We start from the raw sequence: 21,432 nt of genomic DNA, 5'->3' as shown, positions 1-21,432 counted from the left end.
TGACCGCTTTTCAGTTGCTGCGGGCGTGGATCCCGCCTCGGCTCGAATGGCGGCTAAGGGCCGCTTGCAACATTCCTCCGGTATCCCGCGGTGTCGTAGCCTGAGCGTGGCCGAGCACTTCTCACTCGCCGTGCGTCATGGCCGCAGTTCCATTGGAGTACGTCCTGCTTTGCGCGGATGCACATTGACCGTCACTTCGACCTCCTGCCCAAGACCCGACAGAATGGCCATCAGACGGTCGATGGTGAAACGGTCGAGCTTCGCCTGGCGGATGCGAGAAAAATCGGCGGCGGCGATGCCAGTCTCTTCGTGAGCCCCACGCACCGTCAGCTTGCGATCATCGAGAACACCGACAATGCGCGCGGCCAGCAGGGCGCGGAGCTGCTCTCGATCGGCGTTGGCATTACCGATGTCGCGGAACACATTGCCGCTGCCCCGGATCACCTCGAAATCCTCCTCGCTCATCGCAACCTCTCTTTCAGCCGCTTCAGCCGCTCGTGGATCAGGTCGATTTCGGCCTTCGGCGTCTTGATCCCCGCCTTCGACTTCTTCTGGAAGGCGTGCAGGACCCAGATATCTTCGTCGATTTGCAGCGCGTACACGACCCGGTAGGCATCGCCCCGGTGCTTCAGCGCCAGCTCCATCACCCCAGAGCCGAAGCCCGTCAGGGGTTTGGCGATATCCGGCATCTGCCCTTCGGCCAGAATCGTCAGCGCCCTAGCCATTTGGAGCTGCGCCCCCTGAGGGAAGTCGTCGAAATCTTTCCGGGCGGCCTTGATCCAACTTACGGGTCGGGTATCACGCATCGGCATATACTGTTGTCATATTTGACAACAGATGTCAAGAGGAAGGGAGCCGCAGTACAAACCGAACGGCCTCCTATCCCAAGGGCGCCGAAGAGTGGCGGCGCTTACAGAATCCAAGGAAAGCCGCAGTGGCGTTGCGTGGCTTTTCGTCCTGCTTCTCCGCAAAGGCCAACCATTCATGATACAGAGCATGCGCATCATAACCCGGCGCCAGTTTACGCGCTTTGTCGAAAGCGTCTGGAGAAATTCGAAGCTCTGTGTCGAATAGATCACCTTGGTGTTGTTTAAAAGGTAAACGACGCGCACGGACATTTGCCCGCTTGGTAAATATCACCTTAGGCTCATCAATACTTAGATCATAATCCGGAATGTGGCCGTCTAAAGCAATCTGCTTAAGAAAGAACCTGAACTTCTTCTCAGGCGAATTACTCCCTACTTTCTTCTGAAGAACTGACATATTTATAATGAACGGATGCGATTGGTCTCCAACATGCTTTCTAGCCAACTCGTAAATTCGACGCTCCAGAGGTCGTCGCAAACGAAAATACAATGGACTAATTGTAAGGACTTCCATTCCTTGGACTGCACGATAAGTCCAATCCGAGACTTTGACGCGTATCTGCGTAAGCCGCCCAAACGGCGATAACTCACCCTTTGCGTTCCTCCTGTTAATTTCGAACTCATCGATAAGACCAAAGCCGCGAGTTTGCGTATGCCCATCTGTCGATATATCAGTCAGAAGTACCGTTCCCTTTAGCCTAATCAGCGCATCTTCAAATCGATGATAGCTCGCATCGTTCGTTCTCCAATTAGTTGCTACCATAACTTCATGGGCGCTCATTGCAACCCAAGGCGTAATCTCTTCGCCAGAATTCTTCTGATGCACCATCTTACTTATACAATACAGTAGGATGTCTTTATCCATGATAGTGGCCAAGCCTTTGCCACTCGGAACAACTCTCAGACGGCGACCGTTGTGCTCGTACTCAAGCTCCCGCATGTCCGGCTTAACAGAAAGAGAGAAGACGGGATGCTCCATCGACGCCAAGTCATCCTTCGGAGCGGCATCCGCCACGTCGAGGATAAAAAAATCTCGGTTCGGATGACGATTAGGCAGCAGAGTTCCCATGCACCTCTCTAGCTCGGATTCGCCCCTTTGGGAACCCAGATTTGCCCTTCTAGGAACCCCTGCAATCCCTCCACAGCGACCACACGGTTCGCCCCTCTAGGAACCGCGCACGTCCTGGTCACGCGTTCAATATCTTCACCCCTCTAGGAACCAAGAATCGCCCGTCCGGGAACTTAAGAATCGCCCCTCTGGGAACCAGGATTCGCCCCTCTGGGAACCAACGCAAGGGGCATTGAGCGAGATCATGAAGTGTTTCCAGTGCCTTAGGCGATGTGGAAATCCCTGCGTAACTACTCTAACAAGACATTAACTAAATTAACTAAGGGCCAACTCTGCGATTCTGTGGATAACAGTAGAGCTGGACAGGATCGGGGATCGACTGGCTAACGCCCGCTCACCCCGACCTGACGACTTTGCCATGAATGATGTCCGCCCAGCATCCGAACGACCGCGCGTCAACCGGCAAGCGGCGGCCAAGGCCGCCGGCTCCGCCGCCCCGTGTCCTCGCCTTCGGCTGCGGGCCGCGCCAAGGCGTCTCCGCCCGGTTGACCCGCGCCCGCCCGGCCGCGGGTCGGGCAGTCGCCCTCCCCGCTCTGCCTTCCCCGGAAATGCGGGGTGCATTTCCGGTCGGCAGACCGGGACGGCTCCGCCCAACAGCGGACCGAAGGGCAGAAGACCCCGGCCGCTCCACCACGAAGGAGACCGGCCATGATGGTTGTCGAACAGGTGTCGTTTGCGGACCTCTACATCCACCCCCTGAATCCGAGGCTCGACCCGTCGCAGGCCGAGATCGACGCGCTCGCAGCGAACATCCGCGAGCTCGGCCTGATCCAGAACCTCGCAGGCCTCCGGGGCGATGGCGGCAAGGTCGGCGTCATCGCCGGCGGCCGGCGGCTTCGAGCTCTCGCGCAGCTGCAGGACGACACGCGTTTCGCGACGGTGCCCGTCAAGCTCGCCGACGACGAGGCCACCGCGGCGGTGTGGGCGGCTGCCGAGAACAGCCTGCGGTCGGCGCTGCACCCGGCCGACGAAATCCACGAATATGCCATGCTCCGCGAGAAGGGCGTCGGCGAGGCGGCGATCGCCATCGCCTTCGGCGTCACCAAGGCCCATGTGAAGCGGCGGCTGCGACTGGCCGGGCTTCCCGAGCCGGTTCTGGCCGCGCTCCGCGCCGACAGGATCGGCCTGACCGAGGCGGCAGTCTTCGTCCTCTGCGACGACCCGGTGCGGATCGAGGAGGCCCTCGCGCAGATCGGCGGGCATCCCGGACGCTATTCCGAAGAGAGCATCAAGCGGCTGTTGAAGGCCGGGGCGGTGCGCGACACCGACCGCCGCGCCCGCTTCGTTGGTGTCCCGGCTTACCGGGAAGCAGGTGGAAGGATCTCCACCGATCTCTTCGGCGGCGAGGTCTATCTCGACGACGTCGACATCCTCGACGCCTGCTTCGCGGCGCGGTTCACCGAGCTTGCCGAGGAAACCCGCGCGCGCGACGGCTGGAAGTGGGTGCAGACCAGCACCGACAGTTCGGCATGGAGGATCTCCGACCAGCTCGACGCCATCACCCTCTACCCCGCCGAGGGGGCGCTGACCGAGGAGGAGACCGCGCGGCACGACGAACTCGTCCTCCGCGCCGAGGGCGGCGATCTCGACCCGGCGGAGGCTGAAGAGCTGGACCGGCTGACCGCCATCCTCGACGGGGACCATACCCCCGAGCAGAAGCAACATGCCGGCGTTGTCCTCTACCTCGACTACGGCGGCGAGCTTCGCGCCACCCACGCCGTGGTGCTGCCGGCCGACCAGTCCGCAGCGGCCGAGGCCGGGATCATCGAGCGTGCTCTGGTGGCCGAGGCCGACGAAGCCACGGAGGCGGCCCGGGACGGCGCTCCGCGGCTCTCCGAGGCGTTGAAGCAAGATCTGCGGGCGGTCCGCCGCGGTGCCCGTCAGCATGCCGCGCTGCAGCAGCCTGACCTGTTGCTCGACCTGCTCGCCTTCCACCTGCAGTCGAACGTCGGACGGGCCTTCTCCCTGCACCGCTATGCGGTCAACGTGACCCCGACCACGGAGACCGGCTATGCGCCCGACCCGCGCCTGCTCGACACCGAGGCCGGGCGGAGCAACGCCACCGATCTCGCCAAGGCGTTCCGGGCCTTCCGCAAGCGCGGGGCCGAGCATGTCCGAGAGGTCCTGACGCTGGGGCTGGCCCGCCTGCTCGACCCGTCCGACTACGGCAACGACATGCTCGCGCCGGTCTTCGACAAGCTCGCGAAGGTCGAGCCGCGGGCGGTCTGGACCCCAACCACCGAGAACTTCTTCAAGCGGGCGCCGGGCGGCTATCTCGACGCGCTGTGGTGCGAGCTGCGCGGCATCGAGGCCGACGGCACCGAGGCCCGGACCTTCGCCAAGGCGAAGAAGGGCGAGAAGTGCGCCCGTCTCGAAACCCTGTTCCAGCCTGAGACCGAGATGCCGGCGGAGCAGCGCGCCCGTGTGGCGGCATGGCTGCCGCCCGAGATGTTCTGAGCATGGCGGCCGGCGGGACAAATCTCGCCGGCCGCTCCCCCTGCCCCATGGCTCCGAGGAGCGCGCCGCCGATGATCGACTTCACCGCCTGGTCGCATCCCGTTCTCGCCGTCGCCTGCCCGAGCTGCGCCCGGAGGGCCGGCGTCATGTGCCGCCGCCCCTCCGGCCATAAGGCCGCCGACTTCCATGCTCGCCGCAAGGCCGAGGGGATCGTCATTTCGTTGATCGGCATGGCGCTGACGCCAGCATCGAGCGTACCGGGGACGGTTGGCGGGTCGACCCACGAGGCCGGCTCCAGTAAGGCGAGGCGCTCTGAACGCTGGCGGCGTTTCGCCACGCTTCGCACCGCCTGTTGTCCTCGCATCGGCCAAGCCGAGGACATAGGCGCGCAGGTTCGCAGCGATGTTGTCCTGATCGCCCATGAGCGTTTTCAGATCGAGACTCGAGGCGTTGTAGAACGACTGCCCGGACCTCTTCCGCAGGAACGGATCGGCCGGCATGCCTTGGGCGTTCCGCAGCGCCAGCTCCTCGAGCACCGCCTCTTTTGTCGGTGCCAGCACGCAATCGATCCGACGCAGCACCGTGAGCGGGAGGATCACCTTGCCATAGTCCGACTGCTTGTAGTCACCCCGCAACAGATCGGCGACACTCCAGAGGAAGGCGGACAAGGCTTGTTGGTTCAAGGCACTGCTCCCGAGATATTTGTCCCGGTAGAGCAGGCACGGTGCACCGTGGCAACTGGGAGCGGGGTATTTCGGGTTGGGATGGTTGGGCTGGCAAGTGCTTTTCTGGCACGCCAATGTTCTTTATCAAGATGTTGATTCTTCTAATAATAGCGCCGTTGCATCGCGACTGTGCGACGTATCGACGACAACCGGGGTGAGCCCCAAGGCTCGCTTCGATGAAACCGTTGTGCTAGCATGTGTACATCCCAGCACAGAGGCCACCATGCCGACGTCCGCCACCATGACAATCCGGATCGCTTCCGAGACGAAGCGCAAGCTGGAGAGGCTCGCCGCCGACACCCGACGCAGCAAGTCCTTCCTCGCGGCCGAGGCGGTCGCGGCCTACGTCGAGCGCGAGCTCGCGATCATCGATGGCGTGCAGCGCGGCCTTGCCGACGTCGAAGCGGGCCGCGTCATCCCCCACGACGCCGCGATGGCCGAGATCCAAGCCGTGATCGACACTGCGAAGAGCGGCAAGGCGTGACGCTCACCAAACGGCCGCGGAAGGCTCCGGTACGCCCGGGGAACGCCCCCGAAGCAAAGGCGGCCGATCCCGGCGCGCCGATCCCGATAGGCACCCTCGAGCAGCATGTCGCGATCGTCGGGCGCACCGGCAGCGGCAAGAGCTACGCCGCCCGCGGCGCCGTTGAAGGTCTGCTCGAGGCCGGCCGTCAGGTCGTCGTGCTCGATCCAACAGACGTCTGGTGGGGGCTCCGCGCCGGCGCCGACGGCGGGCCGGGCTTCCCCGTCCCCGTGATCGGCGGCGACCGGGCCGATGTCGAGCTGCCAGCAGAGGCTGGCGCCGCCCTCGCGGCGACACGGTTGCCGGCGGGCGTCCGCGTGGCGGGAGAGTTCTTCCCTGCCGGGAGCGAGGCGCCGTGACGCGAGCGGTGGAGTGGTCCCGGGACGCCCTCGACGATCTGAAGTCCCAGATTGCCTACATCGCTGCCGACAACCCGGCTGCGGCGCAGCGCGTCGCCGATCGCTTGCGCGCCACCGGCGACGCGCTCGGCGAAATGGCAACTGGCCGGCCAGGCCGGGTCGCAGGAACCTACGAGAAGTCGGTAACGGGGTTACGCTACATCGTCGCCTACGCGCTGACGCGGCGCGGAGACCGCGAGATCGTCTCGATCCTCCAGGTGATCCACACCGCCCGCGACTGGCCCGACGAGGAATGGCCGCGGTAGCATGAGCGGGACCCCGAAATGAAGACAGCCTGCCCTCCTCGCGGGAGGAACAGGCTGCCTCATTTCCGTCGGCGGTCATCGCCGTCCCCGGCTGTACCGCACAGGAATCCTAGAGCAGGAATCCGCGGGATTCCAGCCTTGTATGATGGATTTCTTTGGTTTTCTCCGATCCGGTCGCGAGCGGGGGATAGCAGTTTATGCCCCATATGTGTTATAGGCGGCTTCGCATAGGAGGCTGGCGATGAACGTGTCGATCGGGAAACGCTGGGAAGAGTTCGTCGAGGGAGTCGTGCAGGACGGCCGCTATGGCTCGGCGAGCGAGGTGGTGCGCGAGGGCCTCCGCCTGGTCGAGGAGCGCGAGGCGAAGCTGGCGGCCCTGCGCCAGACGATCGAGGCCTCGATTGCCGAGGGCGGGGCGCGGAGCCAGGAGGAGGTGAGCGCCGCCCTGTCGGCGAAGGCGCAGGCGCTCGCGAGCGAAGGGTTGTAGTGCGCCGCCTCGTCTACCTCGCGGCCGCGGAGCGCGATCTCCTGTCGATCCTCGAGTACGTCGCCCGCGAGAGCGGCAGCGCGGCGATCGGCTTGGCCTTCACCGAACGGCTTCAGGGCCAGTGCGCCAGGCTGGCCTCGCTGCCCGGCACGCTCGGCCGCACCCGCCCCGAGCTGCGGTCCGACCTCCGCAGCTTCGCCTTCGGAAACTACGTGATCTTCTTTCGCTACCGCGACGACGTGCTTGAGGTCGTCAACGTCCTGGAGGGCCACCGCGACATCGACACGTTCTTCAGCGCGGGCACGCCGCCGGAGGAGTAGGCCTCCTCACAGGGTCGCCGGCGCGACGGTGTCCTCCTTCTCCCCGCGCAGCACGATCCGCAGGGCGCCGTCCGGCAGCGGCCGCTGCAGCGCCTTCGCCTCGCTCCACGGCGCCGAGAGCCAGGTTTCCCATTCGGCCGGCTCGGTCAGGATCGCCGGCATCGCCTTTGGATGGACGGTGCGGACCTCGGCGTTCGGCGTCGTGGTCAGGAAGCCGAAGAGATCCGCCGTCACCGGGCCCTCCTTCACCTTCCGCGTGCTGGTCCAGGTCGCCCAGAGGCCAGCGAAGAAAGCGAGCGGGCGGCCCTCGTCGAAGGCGAACCACACCGGCGGCCGCGAGCCGTCCGCCAGTGTCTCGTTCTCGGCGAAGCTGGTGAAGGGCACGAGGCAGCGGTGCTCGGGCCCGAGCCAGGGCCGCCAGTGCGACGAGCTCGTCTGCCGGATGTTCGTCACCCCGCGGTCGACCTTCTTCCCCGCGAGGTACTGCGGCGGGGTCGGCATTCCCCAGCGCGCCATGACGAGCTCCCTGCCCTCACCGGCGTTGCGGATGATTGGCGCCGGATAGTCCGGGTAGATGCCCGGCAGCGGCGGCATGTTGCCGGCACGGTCCTCGAGGCCGGCGAAGAGCCGGCGCATCGCCTCCTGCGAGCGGGTCATCGAATAAAGATTGCACATGGGCGACTTCTCGTCCTGGGGCCGGCCGAAGGGCAGATAGGGGGAGGTGTAGACCACGGAGTCGGTGCCGTCCGCCAGCAGCAGGTCCGGGAAGCACGCGACGAACCGGTGCGCGGTCTCCGGCGCCCGGAAGTAGACCGCGACCGCGTCCCGCGAGATCCCGAGCGCGCTCGCGGCATGGAAGGCATACTCCCCGCGCCCGACCTCCTGATCGAGCCAGCGGTAGAGGTCGTCGAACTGCCGCTCGAAACCACCCTCGGGCACCAATAGCTTGACCCGCACCGGAAATGCCTCGTCGTCGATCCGTCTCTGGGGCGTGCTTCGGCGAGTCATGAGTCCTCGGGGGCGCGGGCATGTTCCCTAAATGTTCCTGATCGACCCGTCGCGCAAGCGCGCTGTCGCGTGAGGGATCGCCGTCGGCGATCACGGTGATCTTCGGCCAGGCCGGGGGATCGACGGGCCGAAGCCCGCTCACCCCCGCCCTGACGACTTCGCCATCCCTCACGTCCGCCCAGCATCCGGGCGAGCGCGCGTCAACCGGCAAGCGGCGGCCAGGGCCGCCGGCTCCGCCGCCCCACCCGTGTCCTCGCCTCCGGCTGCGGGCCGCGCCACGGGGCGTCTCCGCCCGGTTGACCCGCGCCCGCCCGGCCGCGGGTCGGGCAGTCGCCCTCCCCGCTCTGCCCACCCGGGAAATGCGGGGTGCATTTCCGGTCGGCAGACCGGGACGGCTCCGCCCAAAGCGGACCGAAGGGCAAGAGACCCCGGCCGCGCCACCACGAAGGAGACCGGCCGATGGCCAACGATGACGACGACTTCGAGGACGACGAGATCGAGCTCTTCGAGGACTACGAGGACGGGGAGATCGGCTACGTCCGGTTTCTGCAGGCGCACGGAGTCGAGCGCATCTGCGCGCGCTGTGGCGCTCCCTTCCGCGGCATGCCGGACCACGGGCACTGCAACGCCTGCGCCGACGCGATCGAGGCGGGCCACCCGGTCGACTGACCGGACCCGCGGGCGGGGGGCGAGCGCCTCCCGTCCTTCCCAATCCGATAGATGGAGATCGCGATGCAACGCGCGGAATGGAAAGCTTTTCATCATTCGATCCGGCATGACGCCCGGGCGTTCCGGGAGGGCCACGGCGGCTTTCCCTGCTTCACCCGCCGCTTCGTCCACAACGGCGAGGAGTGGAGCCTCACCCGCGCCCGCAACGACGGCCGGGGCTGGACGAGCCACCTGCGGAAAAGCCTGATCCGTCAGATGGGTTGGCGGCAGAAGCACGCCGACGAGATGAGCAACCTGCCCTACTGGCACCAGAAGCATCGCCGCGAGCCCTGGGCCCGGGCCACCTTCCGCCGGGCGATCCGGACGGCGGTGCGCTGCGCGCGGGAATGGCGCATCGCCGGCCAGGTGGAGGGCTGAGCGATGTTCGGCACCTACTGCCGCCTCGGCGTGCCGGTGTGGTCGACCGACCGTGAGGTAATCCGGGCGGCCCGGCGCCTGCTCTCGGCGACCGCGCGGTGCGGGCGCGCGCTCCGTGCCGAGCGCCATGTCTTCTTCCGGCAGATGCTGGAATTCCACCACTGCGAGCAGGAGCTGGTCCGCGAGTACCGGCTGTGACGCCGCGGGCTTCCGCTGACGCGGGAGCCTCGTTTCCTGATTTCTCGATTCCTCAGGCCGCGCGCCGGCGGCTTCCGTTCCCGGGCAGCGGAGATCGCCGCCGGCGATCGTGATGATCTGCGGACAGGCCGGGGGATCGACGGGCCGGGGCCCGCTCACCCCCGCCCTGACGACTTTGCCATCCATGACGTCCGCCCAGCATCCGGGCGACCGCGCGTCAACCGGCAAGCGGCGACTGACGTCGCCAGCTCCGACGCCCCCGTGTCCTCGCCTCCGGCTGCGGGCCGCGCCAGGGCGTCTCCGCCCGGTTGACCCGCGCCCGCCCGGCCGCGGGTCGGGCAGTCGCCCTCCCCGCTCTGCCTTCCCCGGAAATGCGGGGCGCGCATTTCAGGGTCGGCAGACCGGGACGGCTCCGCCCGAACGGCGGATCGAGGGCAGAGACCCCGACCGCTCCACCACGAAGGAGACCGGATCCCATGCGGACGCATTTCACCTTCCTCGCCAGCTCCTACCATGGTTGGCTGATCGTCACGCCGGACGAGCTCGCGGCGGTCGGGCTCACCGAGGCCGACATCACCCCCTACAGCTACCGGCGCGGCGACCACCTCGGGCTCGAGGAGGACGAGGACGCCCAGACCTTCCTCGCCGCCTACAAGGCCCGCTTCGGTCGGGAGGCCGAGATCATCGACGACCTCGGCTCCTGCGACCAGTGGGAGCATTTCGGCAAGCGGCCGTGTCATTGAGGGAGGGCGCAGCTATGAACATGCACGCCCCTGCCCTGCGCCGCCGCCTCTCCGACATCGTCGAGGAGTACGACGCCAAGCGCGCTGGCATCCCCGAGGCGCTCGCCGCCTACGGCCGATCGGTCGCGGAGCTCTCCGCGGCCGCCAGCATCGGGACCGCCTACGGCGGGCCCCTGCTCCGCGACAGCTCCGGCCCGGCGCCGTGGGCGATGGAAGCCGCGCTCCTGAAATCCGCGTGGCGCCACGTCTACGAGGGCCTCGCCGTCGCGGAGATCGCGCCGGCCACAGACAAGCGGCGCTTCGAGCAGCTGCTGGAGAAGCCGCCGGCCTTCACGCTGACGGAGATCCGCGAGCAGTTCGGCGACTATCTCCTGAACCCGCGCCACCACATCCTCCGCGGCCTCGCCGAAGTGTTCTGCGGGCTCGACCCCGCCTATCGCTCGCACTCCAGGGTGAAGGTCGGCGTCTCCGGCCTGCCGAAGCGGGTGATCCTGCAATCCGTCGGCGACTATGGGACTTGGGGGACCGACCGGCTCCGCGACGTGCTGAACGCCCTCGCTGCGTATCAGCGCCTGCCGCTCGTGACCTGGCCGGAGCTCCGCGCCCTCCTCGACGATGGCGAGGCCTGTCTCGCCGGCAAGGAGATCCGGCCCGGCTACGGCGAGCCGTTCCGCACCGAGGCGCGGGGCGTGCGCCTGCGGCGCTTCGCCAACGGCAACGGTCATCTGTTCTTCGAGGAGCCGACGCTCCGCGACATCAACCGGGCGCTGGCCGAGTGGTATGGCGACGTCCTGCCCGACATCGAGGAGGAGGCGCCCGGGCGACCGCGGGCCGGAACGGCGGTAGCGCGGGACCTGCAATACTACCCGACCCCTGCCCCGCTGGCGCGGCGGATCGTCGACGGCCTCGGCCGTATCGCAGGCGAGCGCGTCCTCGAACCCTCGTGCGGCTGCGGCCGGCTGCTCGACGCCCTGCGCGATGCCGGCGCCAAGCCGTTCGGCATCGAGGTCGACGGCGCCCGGGCCGCACAGTGCCGGGAGAAGGGCCATGCCGTCCAGCGCGCCAACTTCCTGGAGACGGTGCCAACCGGGGATTATGACCGCGTCCTGATGAACCCGCCTTTCTACGGCACCCACTACGTCCGCCACGTCGAGCACGCGCTCCGCTATCTGCACCCGAACGGCGTCCTGACCGCGATCCTGCCGGCGACGGCGCGCTACGACCACGGCCTCCTGAGCGGCTCCTGGGAAGACCTGCCGGTCGGCGCGTTCAGCGAGAGCGGCACCAACGTCAACACCTGCATCCTGACCCTGCGCCGCCCCGCCGATCCCGGCTAAGCTCGCCCTCGGGGCGGGATCCCTCCCCTGCCCCATTTTCGTCGTCTAAATATCCTCGGGGGGTGCCGGGGGGCAGACGGCCCCCCGGCCTCGACATCGCCACCCGCGATGCCGCTGGGAGACCTGGCGCGCGGGCTGCGGAGATCGCCGATGGCGATCGAGGCGCTTTGCCGGCGGGCGGCGGCTCGACGGGCCTTCGGCCCGCTCGCCGCCGCCCGGGGTCTGCTCAGGTCGCACGCACCGCTTGTTAGGGATCGCCGGCGAGGATCGTCGGAAAGCAGAAGGGCGAGGGAGCGGCAGTGCGCATCATCGGGTTCGCGGCGCAGGCGGTGGTGACGCTCGGCGCCTTGCTGACGATCGGCGTGCCGGCGAGCGCGACCGAGGCGTTGCGCCGCGACACCGAGATCATCGGGGTCGCCAGTGTGATCGACGGCGACACCCTCGAGATCCACGATCGGCGGATCCGGCTCGGCCTCACCCCGGACTTCGAGCAGAGCGCTGCCTATGTCGAAAGCTGGCTCAAGGCGCTGAAGGAAGACAAGCGGGCGATCTTCCGTGCCGCGGCCGAGGGGCAGAAGGCGGCGGACCTGCTGCTGGCGCTGGCCGGTGACAACGAGAAGGAGGCGGCCGCATAGCGGCCCCCTGCCCTACCAAGAAATTTGGCTGGTTGGGCAATCCAGAGATTGCCCAACCAGCGCAGCGCCTCCGGCGCTGACCCAAGGCCGGGAAGAGCCCCTCAGTCTTCTTCGTTCGCGGCGGGCAAGGTCGGTGCATGTCTGGCCGATACCCGTATGCCTCCCTCGAGGTATCGGACCAGCGCGGCCATGCTGATAGCGCGTCCCAATCCGCCGGGAGTTTCCAGATCCAAAGGGTCGAGAGCCGTCTTGGCGGCAGCATAGAGCCTAGGGCTCAGCATCTTGGTGGTATTGAGGCTGACCTTTCCGGTGGGATAGGTCGCAGGACTGATCCTCTCGCCCCGCTCGACCGCATCGGCCAAGTCGGAAAGCGAACGAGAGAGCAGCCGCTGCAATGCGCGCTTCTCTCCCATGGATGCCGCGGCCTGGTCGAACAGCGGAAAGGCGCCCGGCTTTGGAGCCGGAACGCGCAGCTTCACCAGAACAGCTTCCTTTCCGTCCGCCGCTGGCGCCGTCGGCGTCAACCTCGGAGGGCGAGGTTTCCGTGCGGCGGGCTGAGGCCGCGTCTTCTTTTCGGCTTGGGTTTCCGGAGCAGCCGGTGGAGGCACTGCAGCAGGCTCCTCGGGCGCCCCGGTCTCTGGGGGATAAGGCAGCCCGCGCTTCACATTGAACTCGCGCCGCTGCTCGTCGTAGCTCTTTCTCGGTTTGACGATTCCCGCCATTGCTATTCCTCCAGAGCCACAAGTACGTCTGTAGCCAGCTCGTCGGCTTCGGCCATGGCAATCTTGAAGTGCTTTGCCGAAATGCGGCTCGCCGGATCCGCCTCCTTTGCGCGGACGGTCAGGTGGAGCATGCCGTCCCTCTTCATACTGGCGTAGGCATCGCGATCCCGCAGCTTGGTGGCTAGCATGGGAAACACTTCCAGCCGATCGATCTCGATCTGTCGGGACTTGTTCGGCGTGTGGGGGAGCTTTGTGACCAGCAACGCTATGAGCGTGTTGGTCCCCTCCTCCTCGATCTGGTCGTGGACGAACTCCATCGTGTTGACCGCCTCGTCGATGTCGTATGTCGTGATCGCCGTGGGGACGATGACCAGCGCCGAGTTCGCGACGACGATGCTGTTGATTTCGGACCCGCCACCGTGGGTGTCAGCGAGCATGAACTCGACCCCCTGTTTTTCGGCTTCCACGACCGCCTTCTCAAAGCTGTCGAGATCGGCCGCGAAGTAGATCTGACAGGTGTCGTCCCATCTCCCGGCGGCTTTGGCGTAGCTGCGCCACTGCGAGATCGGGGCGTTCTCGTCGCCCTCGAGAAGGGCAACCTTGCGGCCGCGAGCCAGGAGGGCCGAGCAGAGGGCGCTCAGCGCCGTCGTCTTGCCGGCCCCTCCTTTCAACGACACGAAACTGATCAGCTTCATTCGGTCCCTTCCACCACTTTTCGAACCGCAATGCGGCATCACGGTGAAGCGGCAAAACGCCCAAACGGCATAGCCACTGATACGCCTTAACTACGATAGCCTCTCCGCGTCAATGCGCGGATGCGGCACAGCGTTGAAGCGTCTACACGCCGTTGCGTAAAGGCGACATAAGCGGGAAACACTGAAGAACGGCAGAACGTCTGAATGCCTGATATCCGCAAACCGGGAAAGCGCCTTTACGCCAAAACGTCAAAACCTCAGAACGACACAATCGCAAAAATCGAAAAACGACGAAGCGTATGAGCGCGGATACCGCTGTACGTCACTGCGGCAGATCCTTGCCGTGCTTGCCCGGTTGGGGTCGCGGGCGGGCCGGGGCGAAAGGTGCAGAGAGCGCCACAGCGGCCCGCTGAGCCGCCTGTTTGGACGTCTAGTGGGTGGAGGCCGGCTGACCCGAACCCGGCCCTGGAGGGCGCTCCCAACGGCTAAGGCGCGCCGGTCAATCCCGAGGCGATCCCTCGGGACCTTTGGTGCAAGTGGCGAGATCTGGAGTGGAGAAGGGGTTGAAAAGAGTGAGAGGGTTGGGTTAAGTACGTGGCAGGATATATATAAATGTAGAACATTTGCCGATGACCCAACCCAAGGCCACTGGCCGATCGAGCAAGAGCGCCGCAGCCGGTGGCGACGCCTCCGGCTGGCAGGATCGCCGGATGATCCGCGGCAAATGGCAGGATCCGGATGCGGCAAAGAAGGAGCCGCGCGCCGATCGGACGATCTCGGTGCGGTTGACCGAGGCCGAACTCGCCGAGCTCGACGCCCAGATCGAGGGCCTCGGCCTCAACCGGAACCGCGCCTTGAGGATCGCCGCCCGGCGGATCGGCGGCTTCCTGGAGGTCGACGGCGAGACGGTCGAGGCGCTGCGGGCGATCAACCGGCAGCTCGCCGGCGTGGCGACGAACATCAACCAGATCGCGCATTCTGCCAACCGGACACACGACCCGGACTACCGGGCGTTCATGGCGCAGCGGGCCGAACTCGGCCGGATCCTGATCGAGACCCGAGGCGCGTTGCAGCGGATCCTCGAGCTTGGCGCGCGGCGCGAGGACGGCCTGGCTCGGCTGACGGCGGCCGCCGGACCGGAGGGGGCGGGGGGGCCACAATGAGCGTGCCGTCGGTTCCCGAGCTCTTGCGGCGCGGCGCTCAGGCGCCGGCCTGGGTCTCTGCGGTCGACGCGGTGATGGGGGAGGACTGGGCGCATCTCGAGCTTGGCCGGGGCGGCGCCGAGCGCCGTCTGACCTATGGCGAAGCCCGGCGGACGGGAGGGCGACGGCGGGCGGCGATCGGCGGGGCGCTGTCGCCGAACCCGCAGGCGCTCGTCAAGCTGATCGGCTCGGGCGGAACGGCGACGAGCCGCGGGCTGCGGGCGCAGATGGACTATCTGAGCCGGAAGGGCGATGTGCCGCTGGTGTCGTCGGAGAGCACCTTCGGCACCGAGCTCGGGGTCGGCGATGCCGCGCAGATCGCGGCGGCCTGGGGGTTGCCGGATGTCGAGCGGGGCGGGGCCGAGCGGACCTCGCACTTCGTGGTCAGCTTTCCGCAGGGGACCGATCCGGACGCGGCGGAGCGGGCAGGGCGGGCCTGGGCGGCGGCGCTGTTCGACAGCGGCGCCTATGGCGACCGCTGGGACTATTACACCGCCTTCCACAAGGATACCGCCTATCCGCATATCCATGTCGTCGTCGGCCGTCGCGGGCTCGACGAGGGGCAGTGGCTGCGAGTGTCATCGCGGGGGGAGATTACCTTCGACCGACTGCGCGAGGTGCAGGTCGCGGTGGCGGCGCGCGAGGGGATCGCGCTGACCGGCACGACGCGGCTGTCGCGCGGCGTGCATGACCGGCCGGTGCCGGATGCGGAGTATCGAAGGGCGCGGGCCGAAGGGCGGGAGGCGGTGGCGCCAGCGCATAGCGAGGCGTCCGCGATCGTCACGGCGGCGGAGATCCTTGACTATGCCCGCGACTATCAGGGCGCGGCGACGTCGATCGCCGGACAGGCGCCAGCGTTCGCCGAACAGCTGGAAGCCGCCGCGGCGACGATCCTTGCAGGCCAGGCGCTCGTGGCGGACCGCGAGGCGGCACCGAGACTGACACCAGAGGAGGCCATGCGGATGGCGGAGACGATCGAGCAGCTACAGGCCGAGGTGCGGCAGAACTTCGTCGAACTTGAGGCCGACGTGTGGTCGGTGGAAAATCCGGCGAAGCGGGCGGAGTTCCTGCGCGAGCTGGCCAGTCTGAAGGCGGAGGCAGCGCCGTTCATCCGCGACGACATGGGGCTGCAGGGCTACCGGGCCGAGGCGCTCCACGCGGACTACCGCGGCCTGGCGATGCCGGCCGGCGACGCGCGAGCGGTGGCGATCAAGGCGGAGGCGGACCGGGATGTGGCACGGCTGGCCGAGCGCTTCGGATTGCAACCGGAAGCGACGGTGGCGCGCTTCGCGGCGGAGACGGTGTCGATGGGGCTCGGGCGCGACTTCCGCGCGGAGGAACTTGCCGAGCGGGCGGCAGATCGCGCGGCGCGGGGTCAGCCGGCCGAGCGGGTCGACGAGGCGACGGCGCAGCTTGCCGACTTCCACAGCCGCGCCGGCACGATCTACCGGGAGGCGGCCGAGCGGGTGCGTGGGATAGAGCGCGATGACCCGCGCGGCGCGCCGGAGTTCGGTTCGACGCGGGACGCTGCTGGTGGATGGGGGCAGGCGCGCAGTGGGGAAGGGCGCGCCACTCCGCCGGCCGGCCGTGGTGACGACACGCCCGAAGTGCGCGGCAGGCACGAGCGTCCGGGCCGGCGCCGCGAGCGCGACGACGACGATCGGAGCCGGTGATGACGCGGCGCGGACAGGACATCCTGCTCGGCGGCGGCGTGGGGCTGATGGTCGGCATTCTGCCTGGCTTGCTCGCCGCTGGCGCGGTCGTCACCTGGCGGCTCGGCGGCGACCTCCGCGAGATCGATCTCGCGACCTACTTCAGGGCGCTGCCGGCGGCGGCGCGTTGGGACGGGCTGCCGACGACCGCCGCGCTGATCGGGGCGGGGGTGGCGTTCGCCTTGCCGCGCAGCCAGGCCGCCGGCAGCGGCGTCCGCCGCAGGCTCGTCAGGATCACGTCGAAGATCCGCGGGTCCCAGGCGGCGAGCGCCCGGAGGGCGGCGTAGCCGATGATCGCCGAGGCCACGAGGTAGACGAAGCTGAGCGTGGCGATGAAGCCGCCCATCGTCGTCATCGCGAGGATGACGACGTAGGTGAGCGGCAGACCCATCATCGAGACGGGCCTGGTCAGTGCCTGGAAGCAGGGCGCGGAAAAGCTCACGCGAAGCCGCCGAGGATGGTCGCGGCGCCGAAGAGGATGACCAGGCCGACGCAGATCGAGACGGCGAAGCCCATGTTCATTCGGCCGAACAGGAACATCACGCCGACGGCGGCGAGCGCGACGAGGCCGATCGCGCGGCCGGTGGTGCCGGTCAGCGCCGCGCCGAGGGTCGCGAAGAAGGTGTCGATCGGCGAGAGGTCCTGCGCCGCTGCCGGGCCGCCGATAACGACGGCGACGGCGAAGAGGCCGAGCAGCAGCCAGACGAGCCGGACGCCCGGCATGACCGAAGGGAGCGGCACGCCGATCATCCGGCGCGTGGTCGCGATCATCTTTTCCATTCGAGCACGGTTCCTTGTGCGGGGGCTGCGAGAGAGACCGGCTCGACGACGTCGGTTTCGAGCGCGGGGGTTGCGGGAGAGATGAAGGCTCGGCCGACGGCCGGGCTCGGGATGTCCGCGACCGCCGGCGCGCCGCTGGCGAGCGCGGCCGCGGCGGTGATCTTCGCGACGTAATCGCGGGTCTCGCGATACGGCGGGATGCCGTGGAACTGCTCGACCCGCTGCGGCCCGGCGTTGTAGGCGGCGAGTGCCAGGTCGACCCGGCCGAACTCGGCGAGCTGCGCGGTCAGGTAGCGCGCGGCACCGTGCAGGTTCGCCATCGGCTCGCCAGCGTCGACGCCGAGGAGTGCGGCCGTCTCCGGCATCAGCTGGCCGAGCCCGCGCGCGCCTTTCGGCGACACGGCGGCCGGGTTGAACCGCGACTCCTGGTCGATCAGCGCGACGAAGAGCCGGACGAAATCTTCCTCTTCGAGGCCGGCGCTAGCGACCGCGGGATCGGCCGCATAGACCTCGGCGACACCCTCGGCCATCGGTTCGTAAATGGCCCGAGTGACGTTCCTGGTGGATAGTCCGACCGCCGGTGTAGCGGGTTCACCGGAAACGTTTTCACATAATAGACATTATCGGCCCGGTACGTATCCGGCGAGACGAGGACCTTCCCCTGTCTGTCGAACTCCCAAACATCGGCGAAGACCGGCCCCCCTACCATGAGAAGCGACGTGCCGAAGCCGATGAACAACTGCCGCGCCTTCATCATCCGAACCACAGCATGTTGGCGATGAAGACGAGCCCCAAGACGGCCGCGGTCGGCGCCAGCGGATACCAGAAGAACGCCGCCACGATGATTGCCGCCGGAATCAGCAGCATCCAGGTCGGATGCGCCCAGACGACCTCGCGCCCGGTCGCGAGCAGCACGGCGAGGAGCAGCGCCGTGCCCATCAGCAGTCGTGGCAGGCCGACCTGGTCCCAGTGCCACCACAATGCGGTGCAAGCCGTCAGCGCGGCATAGAACGCGACGACCCAAAGTGCTGACCGTGCAACAGGCAGACGCCGCAACTTCCGCGCGAAGTCTTTCCGGCGTTGATCGCGCAAGATTCTACGCCGAGCGCGGAGCTCGACCGTCGCCTCAGAGAGATCGACGACTCGCGGGTCCGCAAAACGCCCGCTCACCACCCCATCCCCCTGTGGATAAGCGGATTAGGACTGAAACTCGCGTTTGGCCTACTTGTCGCCGTTCGGAAGTATTGGAATTGTAACTTCGGTCGCCTCTGGGTAGATCGATTGCCAGTAGGCAATGACCGCTTCGGCCGATTTGAGTAACTTTGGCAGGCCTGTTCCGGAAAGCTTGATCTGCTGCTCCGATCCGTCTGCGTAGACGCCAAACACCTCCCAATAAGGTCTGCCTTTTTCGTCCCGCTTTGGGACGAAGCGCAGAGAGCCTCCATCATTGTGCACAAACGACCGGACATAGTTCGATACGAGCTGTTGCCTGTTATCCATTCGTCTGGCTCTCGATTGGTGATCGAGAAGCCGTAGGCGAAAAACCGTTGCATTCCAAGCGTGACGATAATCGTCTGATTCGACCAGTGTAAATCCTCGAAAATCTGTAATTTTCGAAATGATGACTTTCCTCTGGTGCAGGTGGCGTTTCCGCGCCAAGGTCGAGTCGCTGCGGCGACGCGTTGGATTCCGCCTCAGGGCTGGGCCAGCGGTCGTGGTGGCGCCGCACGCTAACCACAAGATGAAGGAGAGGTTAACAGCCAAGGGTTGAGCGAAGGGGCAACGCTGCTCAAACGGCGATAAACCGCCCAAGGCCTCGACCCGGAAAAAGAAACCCTCGGAGGAACGAGGTCCACCGAGGGTCGCTAGCTCTGAAAGCCTGTCACCTTGCAGGCTAGCGACCCGGTCCACAGCAGGCAAGGAAAAACCGCCCTCCGGCGAACGAGGAGGATTTGCCCTGTCGGACGCCTCGCACCTCCCGACCGGAGGTCAGGAATGGAGAAAGAGCAGTCCATCGAACCCCGACTCCCCCAGGGGGAGCTCCACCGCGTTTTGCGCGTGGCCGCTGTCGCCCACGGCCTGCCGGACGCGGTTCTCGTCACCGGCCACGCGCTGTTGCGTCACGTCCCCGGGGACGCCGATCGACCGATCTCGCCAGCGCGGGTACAGGATCTCGCGGATGAGCGCGGCTGCGACGCGCGCACCATCCGCAGCCACATCCGGCGTCTCGAGGCCTACGGCCTGGTGGTCGACCGTTCCGCTGGCGGAGGTCGTCGGATGATCCAGCGTCGCCGCGGCCGCATCGTCGTCCTGCAGGGCATCGACTTCTCGCCGATGCTCGCAGCCGTCGCCGCCATCGAGCGCGCCGCGCTCGAAGCGGAGGCCGAACTCGATGAGCGGCGACGCCTGGCGGCGCGGGTTTCCGAGCTGAAGCGCCAGCTGCGCGCCATCGTCGCGATCGACAACGACGCTGCACCGCGAGCGGCGGCTGCAGTACTCGACGCGTGTCCGAGGCGGCATCGCGGTCTCCCGCTGCACGAGCTGGCCGCGTTGGTCGGCCGACTCGAGGCAGCGGCCAGGCTGGCGGCAAACGCCGACGATGAGCGCGCCGCCGGTCGGATCCTTCTTTCCGACCGGGACGACGAGATCGTCCGACCCTACACCACAGAGAAGGATGAGAATCCTGTTTGTAGGGCTCCGAGAGATCAGGCGGGCGGCGGAGCCGACGCACTTCGTCACATCACCCTCGACATGCTGGCGGCGGTCCTGCCGTTCGACTGGCGGATCCGCATCGAAACGAGCGGTGGCGCCGTGAGCTGGTCGGGCATGGTAGCCGCGGCCTACGAGCGCGCCGCCGAGATCGGCGTCACCGACGCGATGTGGGCCGAGACGCAAGCCGCGCTCGGCCGCACTGGCGCCGCGGTTCTGGTGCTGCTCGCGGACGCCGACAGCGTCGGACGCCAAGGCAACATCCGCAGTCCGGCAGCGTGGGTACGGGCGATGGCAACCCGCGCCGAGACGGGGCCGCTTCGCCTGAGCCGAAACCTCTTCGGCCTCCTGCATCGGCGTAGGGGCGTCCACGGCCCCTGCCCCACCCCCACCGCACCGTTCCACCCCCAGACTTGGAGGAGTTCATCATGTCTCGCCACATGACCCTTGGCTGCACCGCCGCCGCCGCGCTCGGAGGAGCGATTGGCCTTGCCCCCATGCCCTCGGCCGCGGACCACGATATCGACTGCGCGGTCATCCTGTGCATGGCGGCGGGTTTTCCGAGCGAGCCGTCGGGGACCTGCAGCGACGCCTACGACTATATGATCGACCGCATCACTGACCGACCACCCGAGCCGCCCTTCGCCACCTGCACGATGAGCGACGGCTCGGCCTATGACGCCGCCGAGGTCGCATTCGCTCGACCGCCTCGTCAGTCTCGCGCTGGCTGGATCTGCCCCGAGCCGGCCCCGATGGGATTCGACGAGGCCGCCGACTACACCTTCGCCACCCCGGCCTGCTATCCCGACGCCGAGTACACGCCGCCGCTCTTCATGGGCCGGCCGGGGTACTGGTTCCTGGGGGCGCCGGTCGCGGCCGAGCGCGTGGCCTATCGCTTCCAGATCACTATCCCGACCGGCGCGGGCAGCGAGCCCTACGTGTCGCCGGTCTTCCTCTCCAACCCCGACACCGGGTTTTCACTGACCCTCGCCCCCGCGGAGCTGATGGAGATCGAGGAGCAGCCGACGATCACGCTCGACGGCGCCCCGTGAACCGATGGCTTCTGGCGCTGGGACTCACCTTAGGGGCGGCAAGCTCGGCCGCTGCCCAGGAGGCCTGTCTGCGGCCGGTCCCTCCGGAGGAAGTCAAACCACCGGCCGATGATCGGGAGTTCCGCGACTTCCTGAACGAGGAGTATCAGGCCTACCTCTTGGCGATGCAGGAGTATCTGAACTGCCTCGGCCGGGAGCACGAGAGCGCCACGAAGGAGGTCAACGAAATCATGGCGCGGTGGATGCTCTGGTTCGGGGACGACGCAAGAATCCGCTCTGACAGTCGTGGACCAGAACGGCCTTGAAGGTTGCGGTGACCGACAGGATGGGCGGACAGCGGCCGTTCGCTGCGACTCCACTACAGCTGGAGACTGCGTCCGGG

At 67.1% G+C, this 21,432-nt stretch carries 28 protein-coding genes and 1 pseudogene; 17 read left to right on the top strand and 12 right to left on the bottom strand.

The annotated features are described in order from the left end of the window. Nucleotides 1-135 precede the first annotated feature (135 nt). The 3 genes from Q0112_RS12250 to Q0112_RS12240 form a co-directional block, all read right to left on the bottom strand. Nucleotides 136-465 (bottom strand): helix-turn-helix domain-containing protein, encoded by a 330-nt coding sequence (locus tag Q0112_RS12250; protein WP_297975731.1) that lies wholly within the window; start codon nucleotides 463-465, stop codon nucleotides 136-138. Continuing rightward, nucleotides 462-812 (bottom strand): type II toxin-antitoxin system RelE/ParE family toxin, encoded by a 351-nt coding sequence (locus Q0112_RS12245; protein WP_297975728.1) that lies wholly within the window; start codon nucleotides 810-812, stop codon nucleotides 462-464. Before Q0112_RS12245 ends, Q0112_RS12250 begins: the two co-directional genes overlap by 4 nt. A 67-nt stretch (nucleotides 813-879) precedes the next feature. Further along, nucleotides 880-1,935, bottom strand: coding sequence for a replication initiator protein A (locus tag Q0112_RS12240; protein WP_297975726.1), 1,056 nt, complete (start codon nucleotides 1,933-1,935; stop codon nucleotides 880-882). Between the two features lie 708 nt (nucleotides 1,936-2,643). Here Q0112_RS12240 and Q0112_RS12235 point away from each other — a divergent pair. Next, a complete protein-coding gene (locus Q0112_RS12235) occupies nucleotides 2,644-4,452 on the top strand; it encodes a ParB/RepB/Spo0J family partition protein (RefSeq protein ID WP_297975724.1) in 1,809 nt (602 codons plus the stop codon). 419 nt (nucleotides 4,453-4,871) lie between these two features. Here the strand turns inward: Q0112_RS12235 and Q0112_RS12230 are convergent. Continuing rightward, nucleotides 4,872-5,087, bottom strand: a pseudogene (locus Q0112_RS12230) (type I restriction-modification system subunit M N-terminal domain-containing protein); the annotation flags it as partial. 313 nt (nucleotides 5,088-5,400) lie between these two features. Here Q0112_RS12230 and Q0112_RS12225 point away from each other — a divergent pair. The 5 genes from Q0112_RS12225 (at nucleotide 5,401) to Q0112_RS12205 (ending at nucleotide 7,171) form a co-directional block, all read left to right on the top strand. After that, nucleotides 5,401-5,661 carry a CopG family transcriptional regulator gene (locus Q0112_RS12225; RefSeq protein ID WP_297975722.1) on the top strand — a complete coding sequence of 87 codons (261 nt, stop codon included), beginning with the start codon at nucleotides 5,401-5,403 and terminating at the stop codon, nucleotides 5,659-5,661. Continuing rightward, entirely contained in the window at nucleotides 5,658-6,059 is a 402-nt protein-coding gene (locus Q0112_RS12220; protein WP_297975720.1) for a DUF87 domain-containing protein, read from the top strand. The genes Q0112_RS12225 and Q0112_RS12220 overlap by 4 nt, the downstream gene beginning before the upstream one ends. After that, nucleotides 6,056-6,364, top strand: coding sequence for a type II toxin-antitoxin system RelE/ParE family toxin (locus Q0112_RS12215; protein ID WP_297975718.1), 309 nt, complete (start codon nucleotides 6,056-6,058; stop codon nucleotides 6,362-6,364). The genes Q0112_RS12220 and Q0112_RS12215 overlap by 4 nt, the downstream gene beginning before the upstream one ends. A gap of 241 nt (nucleotides 6,365-6,605) precedes the next feature. Further along, nucleotides 6,606-6,851 carry a type II toxin-antitoxin system ParD family antitoxin gene (locus tag Q0112_RS12210; protein ID WP_297975716.1) on the top strand — a complete coding sequence of 82 codons (246 nt, stop codon included), beginning with the start codon at nucleotides 6,606-6,608 and terminating at the stop codon, nucleotides 6,849-6,851. Then, the gene (locus Q0112_RS12205; RefSeq protein ID WP_297975714.1) at nucleotides 6,851-7,171 is read left to right on the top strand and encodes a type II toxin-antitoxin system RelE/ParE family toxin; all 321 of its coding nucleotides are present in this window, start codon (nucleotides 6,851-6,853) and stop codon (nucleotides 7,169-7,171) included. The genes Q0112_RS12210 and Q0112_RS12205 overlap by 1 nt, the downstream gene beginning before the upstream one ends. Nucleotides 7,172-7,177: 6 nt before the next feature. Here Q0112_RS12205 and Q0112_RS12200 read toward each other — a convergent pair whose 3' ends face one another. Then, nucleotides 7,178-8,110, bottom strand: a complete 933-nt coding sequence (locus tag Q0112_RS12200; RefSeq protein WP_297975711.1) for an SOS response-associated peptidase — start codon at nucleotides 8,108-8,110, stop codon at nucleotides 7,178-7,180. A 528-nt stretch (nucleotides 8,111-8,638) separates the two neighbouring features. Between Q0112_RS12200 and Q0112_RS12195 the strand changes: the two genes are divergently transcribed. From Q0112_RS12195 to Q0112_RS19465, 6 genes are all read left to right on the top strand, one after another. Further along, complete coding sequence (locus Q0112_RS12195; RefSeq protein ID WP_297975708.1) at nucleotides 8,639-8,848, top strand: hypothetical protein; 210 nt, start codon at nucleotides 8,639-8,641, stop codon at nucleotides 8,846-8,848. Between the two features lie 63 nt (nucleotides 8,849-8,911). Beyond that, nucleotides 8,912-9,265: a hypothetical protein gene (locus tag Q0112_RS12190; protein WP_297975707.1), complete on the top strand. Its 354-nt coding sequence runs from the start codon at nucleotides 8,912-8,914 to the stop codon at nucleotides 9,263-9,265. Nucleotides 9,266-9,268: 3 nt separating this feature from the next. Further along, a complete protein-coding gene (locus Q0112_RS12185) occupies nucleotides 9,269-9,463 on the top strand; it encodes a hypothetical protein (protein WP_297975704.1) in 195 nt (64 codons plus the stop codon). 476 nt (nucleotides 9,464-9,939) lie between these two features. After that, complete coding sequence (locus tag Q0112_RS12180) at nucleotides 9,940-10,206, top strand: hypothetical protein (RefSeq protein WP_297975701.1); 267 nt, start codon at nucleotides 9,940-9,942, stop codon at nucleotides 10,204-10,206. 14 nt (nucleotides 10,207-10,220) lie between these two features. Then, nucleotides 10,221-11,543 carry a DUF4942 domain-containing protein gene (locus tag Q0112_RS12175; protein WP_297975698.1) on the top strand — a complete coding sequence of 441 codons (1,323 nt, stop codon included), beginning with the start codon at nucleotides 10,221-10,223 and terminating at the stop codon, nucleotides 11,541-11,543. A 299-nt stretch (nucleotides 11,544-11,842) separates the two neighbouring features. Continuing rightward, nucleotides 11,843-12,178: a zincin-like metallopeptidase domain-containing protein gene (locus Q0112_RS19465; protein WP_324562035.1), complete on the top strand. Its 336-nt coding sequence runs from the start codon at nucleotides 11,843-11,845 to the stop codon at nucleotides 12,176-12,178. Between the two features lie 101 nt (nucleotides 12,179-12,279). Here Q0112_RS19465 and Q0112_RS12165 read toward each other — a convergent pair whose 3' ends face one another. Both Q0112_RS12165 and Q0112_RS12160 read right to left on the bottom strand, forming a co-directional pair. Further along, nucleotides 12,280-12,900 carry a VirC2 family conjugal transfer protein gene (locus Q0112_RS12165; RefSeq protein ID WP_297975696.1) on the bottom strand — a complete coding sequence of 207 codons (621 nt, stop codon included), beginning with the start codon at nucleotides 12,898-12,900 and terminating at the stop codon, nucleotides 12,280-12,282. 2 nt (nucleotides 12,901-12,902) lie between these two features. Continuing rightward, nucleotides 12,903-13,595: an AAA family ATPase gene (locus tag Q0112_RS12160; protein WP_297975694.1), complete on the bottom strand. Its 693-nt coding sequence runs from the start codon at nucleotides 13,593-13,595 to the stop codon at nucleotides 12,903-12,905. 629 nt (nucleotides 13,596-14,224) lie between these two features. Between Q0112_RS12160 and Q0112_RS12155 the strand changes: the two genes are divergently transcribed. Together Q0112_RS12155 and Q0112_RS12150 are read left to right on the top strand one after the other, a co-directional pair. Further along, complete coding sequence (locus tag Q0112_RS12155) at nucleotides 14,225-14,758, top strand: DNA mobilization endonuclease VirD1/MobC family subunit (protein WP_297975734.1); 534 nt, start codon at nucleotides 14,225-14,227, stop codon at nucleotides 14,756-14,758. Then, the gene (locus Q0112_RS12150) at nucleotides 14,755-16,470 is read left to right on the top strand and encodes a relaxase/mobilization nuclease domain-containing protein (RefSeq protein ID WP_297975692.1); all 1,716 of its coding nucleotides are present in this window, start codon (nucleotides 14,755-14,757) and stop codon (nucleotides 16,468-16,470) included. Before Q0112_RS12155 ends, Q0112_RS12150 begins: the two co-directional genes overlap by 4 nt. 136 nt (nucleotides 16,471-16,606) lie before the next feature. Here the strand turns inward: Q0112_RS12150 and Q0112_RS12145 are convergent, their stop codons facing one another. From Q0112_RS12145 to Q0112_RS12125, 5 genes are all read right to left on the bottom strand, one after another. Continuing rightward, nucleotides 16,607-16,951 carry a VirB3 family type IV secretion system protein gene (locus tag Q0112_RS12145; protein WP_297975691.1) on the bottom strand — a complete coding sequence of 115 codons (345 nt, stop codon included), beginning with the start codon at nucleotides 16,949-16,951 and terminating at the stop codon, nucleotides 16,607-16,609. Then, nucleotides 16,948-17,280: a TrbC/VirB2 family protein gene (locus tag Q0112_RS12140; RefSeq protein ID WP_297975689.1), complete on the bottom strand. Its 333-nt coding sequence runs from the start codon at nucleotides 17,278-17,280 to the stop codon at nucleotides 16,948-16,950. The genes Q0112_RS12145 and Q0112_RS12140 overlap by 4 nt, the downstream gene beginning before the upstream one ends. Further along, nucleotides 17,277-17,819: a lytic transglycosylase domain-containing protein gene (locus tag Q0112_RS12135; RefSeq protein ID WP_297975687.1), complete on the bottom strand. Its 543-nt coding sequence runs from the start codon at nucleotides 17,817-17,819 to the stop codon at nucleotides 17,277-17,279. Before Q0112_RS12135 ends, Q0112_RS12140 begins: the two co-directional genes overlap by 4 nt. Nucleotides 17,820-18,042: 223 nt before the next feature. Continuing rightward, nucleotides 18,043-18,459 (bottom strand): hypothetical protein, encoded by a 417-nt coding sequence (locus Q0112_RS12130; protein ID WP_297975685.1) that lies wholly within the window; start codon nucleotides 18,457-18,459, stop codon nucleotides 18,043-18,045. A 51-nt stretch (nucleotides 18,460-18,510) separates the two neighbouring features. Next, nucleotides 18,511-19,209, bottom strand: coding sequence for a hypothetical protein (locus Q0112_RS12125; RefSeq protein WP_297975683.1), 699 nt, complete (start codon nucleotides 19,207-19,209; stop codon nucleotides 18,511-18,513). A 75-nt stretch (nucleotides 19,210-19,284) separates the two neighbouring features. Here Q0112_RS12125 and repC point away from each other — a divergent pair, with 75 nt between their 5' ends. Genes repC through Q0112_RS12110 form a run of 3 tightly spaced genes read left to right on the top strand, consistent with a single transcriptional unit; the run spans nucleotide 19,285 to nucleotide 21,355 of the window. Next, nucleotides 19,285-20,442, top strand: coding sequence for a replication initiation protein RepC (repC, locus tag Q0112_RS12120; protein ID WP_297975681.1), 1,158 nt, complete (start codon nucleotides 19,285-19,287; stop codon nucleotides 20,440-20,442). Continuing rightward, nucleotides 20,427-21,050 carry a hypothetical protein gene (locus Q0112_RS12115; protein ID WP_297975679.1) on the top strand — a complete coding sequence of 208 codons (624 nt, stop codon included), beginning with the start codon at nucleotides 20,427-20,429 and terminating at the stop codon, nucleotides 21,048-21,050. Before repC ends, Q0112_RS12115 begins: the two co-directional genes overlap by 16 nt. After that, nucleotides 21,047-21,355 carry a hypothetical protein gene (locus Q0112_RS12110; RefSeq protein WP_297975677.1) on the top strand — a complete coding sequence of 103 codons (309 nt, stop codon included), beginning with the start codon at nucleotides 21,047-21,049 and terminating at the stop codon, nucleotides 21,353-21,355. The genes Q0112_RS12115 and Q0112_RS12110 overlap by 4 nt, the downstream gene beginning before the upstream one ends. Nucleotides 21,356-21,432 lie beyond the last annotated feature (77 nt).

Source organism: uncultured Amaricoccus sp., from assembly GCF_937858865.1.
Taxonomy (GTDB): domain Bacteria; phylum Pseudomonadota; class Alphaproteobacteria; order Rhodobacterales; family Rhodobacteraceae; genus Amaricoccus.
Note: the sequence above shows the minus strand (reverse complement) of the source record. Positions and strands in the feature narration are given on the sequence as shown.

Excerpts from the sequence above, each read along its gene's own strand:
- repC (WP_297975681.1), top strand. The coding sequence starts at position 19,285 with ATGGAGAAAGAGCAGTCCATCGAACCCCGACTCCCCCAGGGGGAGCTC.
- Q0112_RS12210 (WP_297975716.1), top strand. The coding sequence starts at position 6,606 with ATGAACGTGTCGATCGGGAAACGCTGGGAAGAGTTCGTCGAGGGAGTC.
- Q0112_RS12240 (WP_297975726.1), bottom strand. The coding sequence starts at position 1,935 with ATGGGAACTCTGCTGCCTAATCGTCATCCGAACCGAGATTTTTTTATC.
- Q0112_RS12180 (WP_297975701.1), top strand. The coding sequence starts at position 9,940 with ATGCGGACGCATTTCACCTTCCTCGCCAGCTCCTACCATGGTTGGCTG.
- Q0112_RS12175 (WP_297975698.1), top strand. The coding sequence starts at position 10,221 with ATGAACATGCACGCCCCTGCCCTGCGCCGCCGCCTCTCCGACATCGTC.
- Q0112_RS12195 (WP_297975708.1), top strand. The coding sequence starts at position 8,639 with ATGGCCAACGATGACGACGACTTCGAGGACGACGAGATCGAGCTCTTC.
- Q0112_RS12115 (WP_297975679.1), top strand. The coding sequence starts at position 20,427 with ATGTCTCGCCACATGACCCTTGGCTGCACCGCCGCCGCCGCGCTCGGA.
- Q0112_RS12185 (WP_297975704.1), top strand. The coding sequence starts at position 9,269 with ATGTTCGGCACCTACTGCCGCCTCGGCGTGCCGGTGTGGTCGACCGAC.
- Q0112_RS12250 (WP_297975731.1), bottom strand. The coding sequence starts at position 465 with ATGAGCGAGGAGGATTTCGAGGTGATCCGGGGCAGCGGCAATGTGTTC.
- Q0112_RS12245 (WP_297975728.1), bottom strand. The coding sequence starts at position 812 with ATGCCGATGCGTGATACCCGACCCGTAAGTTGGATCAAGGCCGCCCGG.
- Q0112_RS12235 (WP_297975724.1), top strand. The coding sequence starts at position 2,644 with ATGATGGTTGTCGAACAGGTGTCGTTTGCGGACCTCTACATCCACCCC.
- Q0112_RS12140 (WP_297975689.1), bottom strand. The coding sequence starts at position 17,280 with ATGATCGCGACCACGCGCCGGATGATCGGCGTGCCGCTCCCTTCGGTC.
- Q0112_RS12190 (WP_297975707.1), top strand. The coding sequence starts at position 8,912 with ATGCAACGCGCGGAATGGAAAGCTTTTCATCATTCGATCCGGCATGAC.
- Q0112_RS12135 (WP_297975687.1), bottom strand. The coding sequence starts at position 17,819 with ATGGCCGAGGGTGTCGCCGAGGTCTATGCGGCCGATCCCGCGGTCGCT.
- Q0112_RS12160 (WP_297975694.1), bottom strand. The coding sequence starts at position 13,595 with ATGAAGCTGATCAGTTTCGTGTCGTTGAAAGGAGGGGCCGGCAAGACG.
- Q0112_RS12155 (WP_297975734.1), top strand. The coding sequence starts at position 14,225 with ATGACCCAACCCAAGGCCACTGGCCGATCGAGCAAGAGCGCCGCAGCC.
- Q0112_RS12165 (WP_297975696.1), bottom strand. The coding sequence starts at position 12,900 with ATGGCGGGAATCGTCAAACCGAGAAAGAGCTACGACGAGCAGCGGCGC.
- Q0112_RS12150 (WP_297975692.1), top strand. The coding sequence starts at position 14,755 with ATGAGCGTGCCGTCGGTTCCCGAGCTCTTGCGGCGCGGCGCTCAGGCG.
- Q0112_RS12225 (WP_297975722.1), top strand. The coding sequence starts at position 5,401 with ATGCCGACGTCCGCCACCATGACAATCCGGATCGCTTCCGAGACGAAG.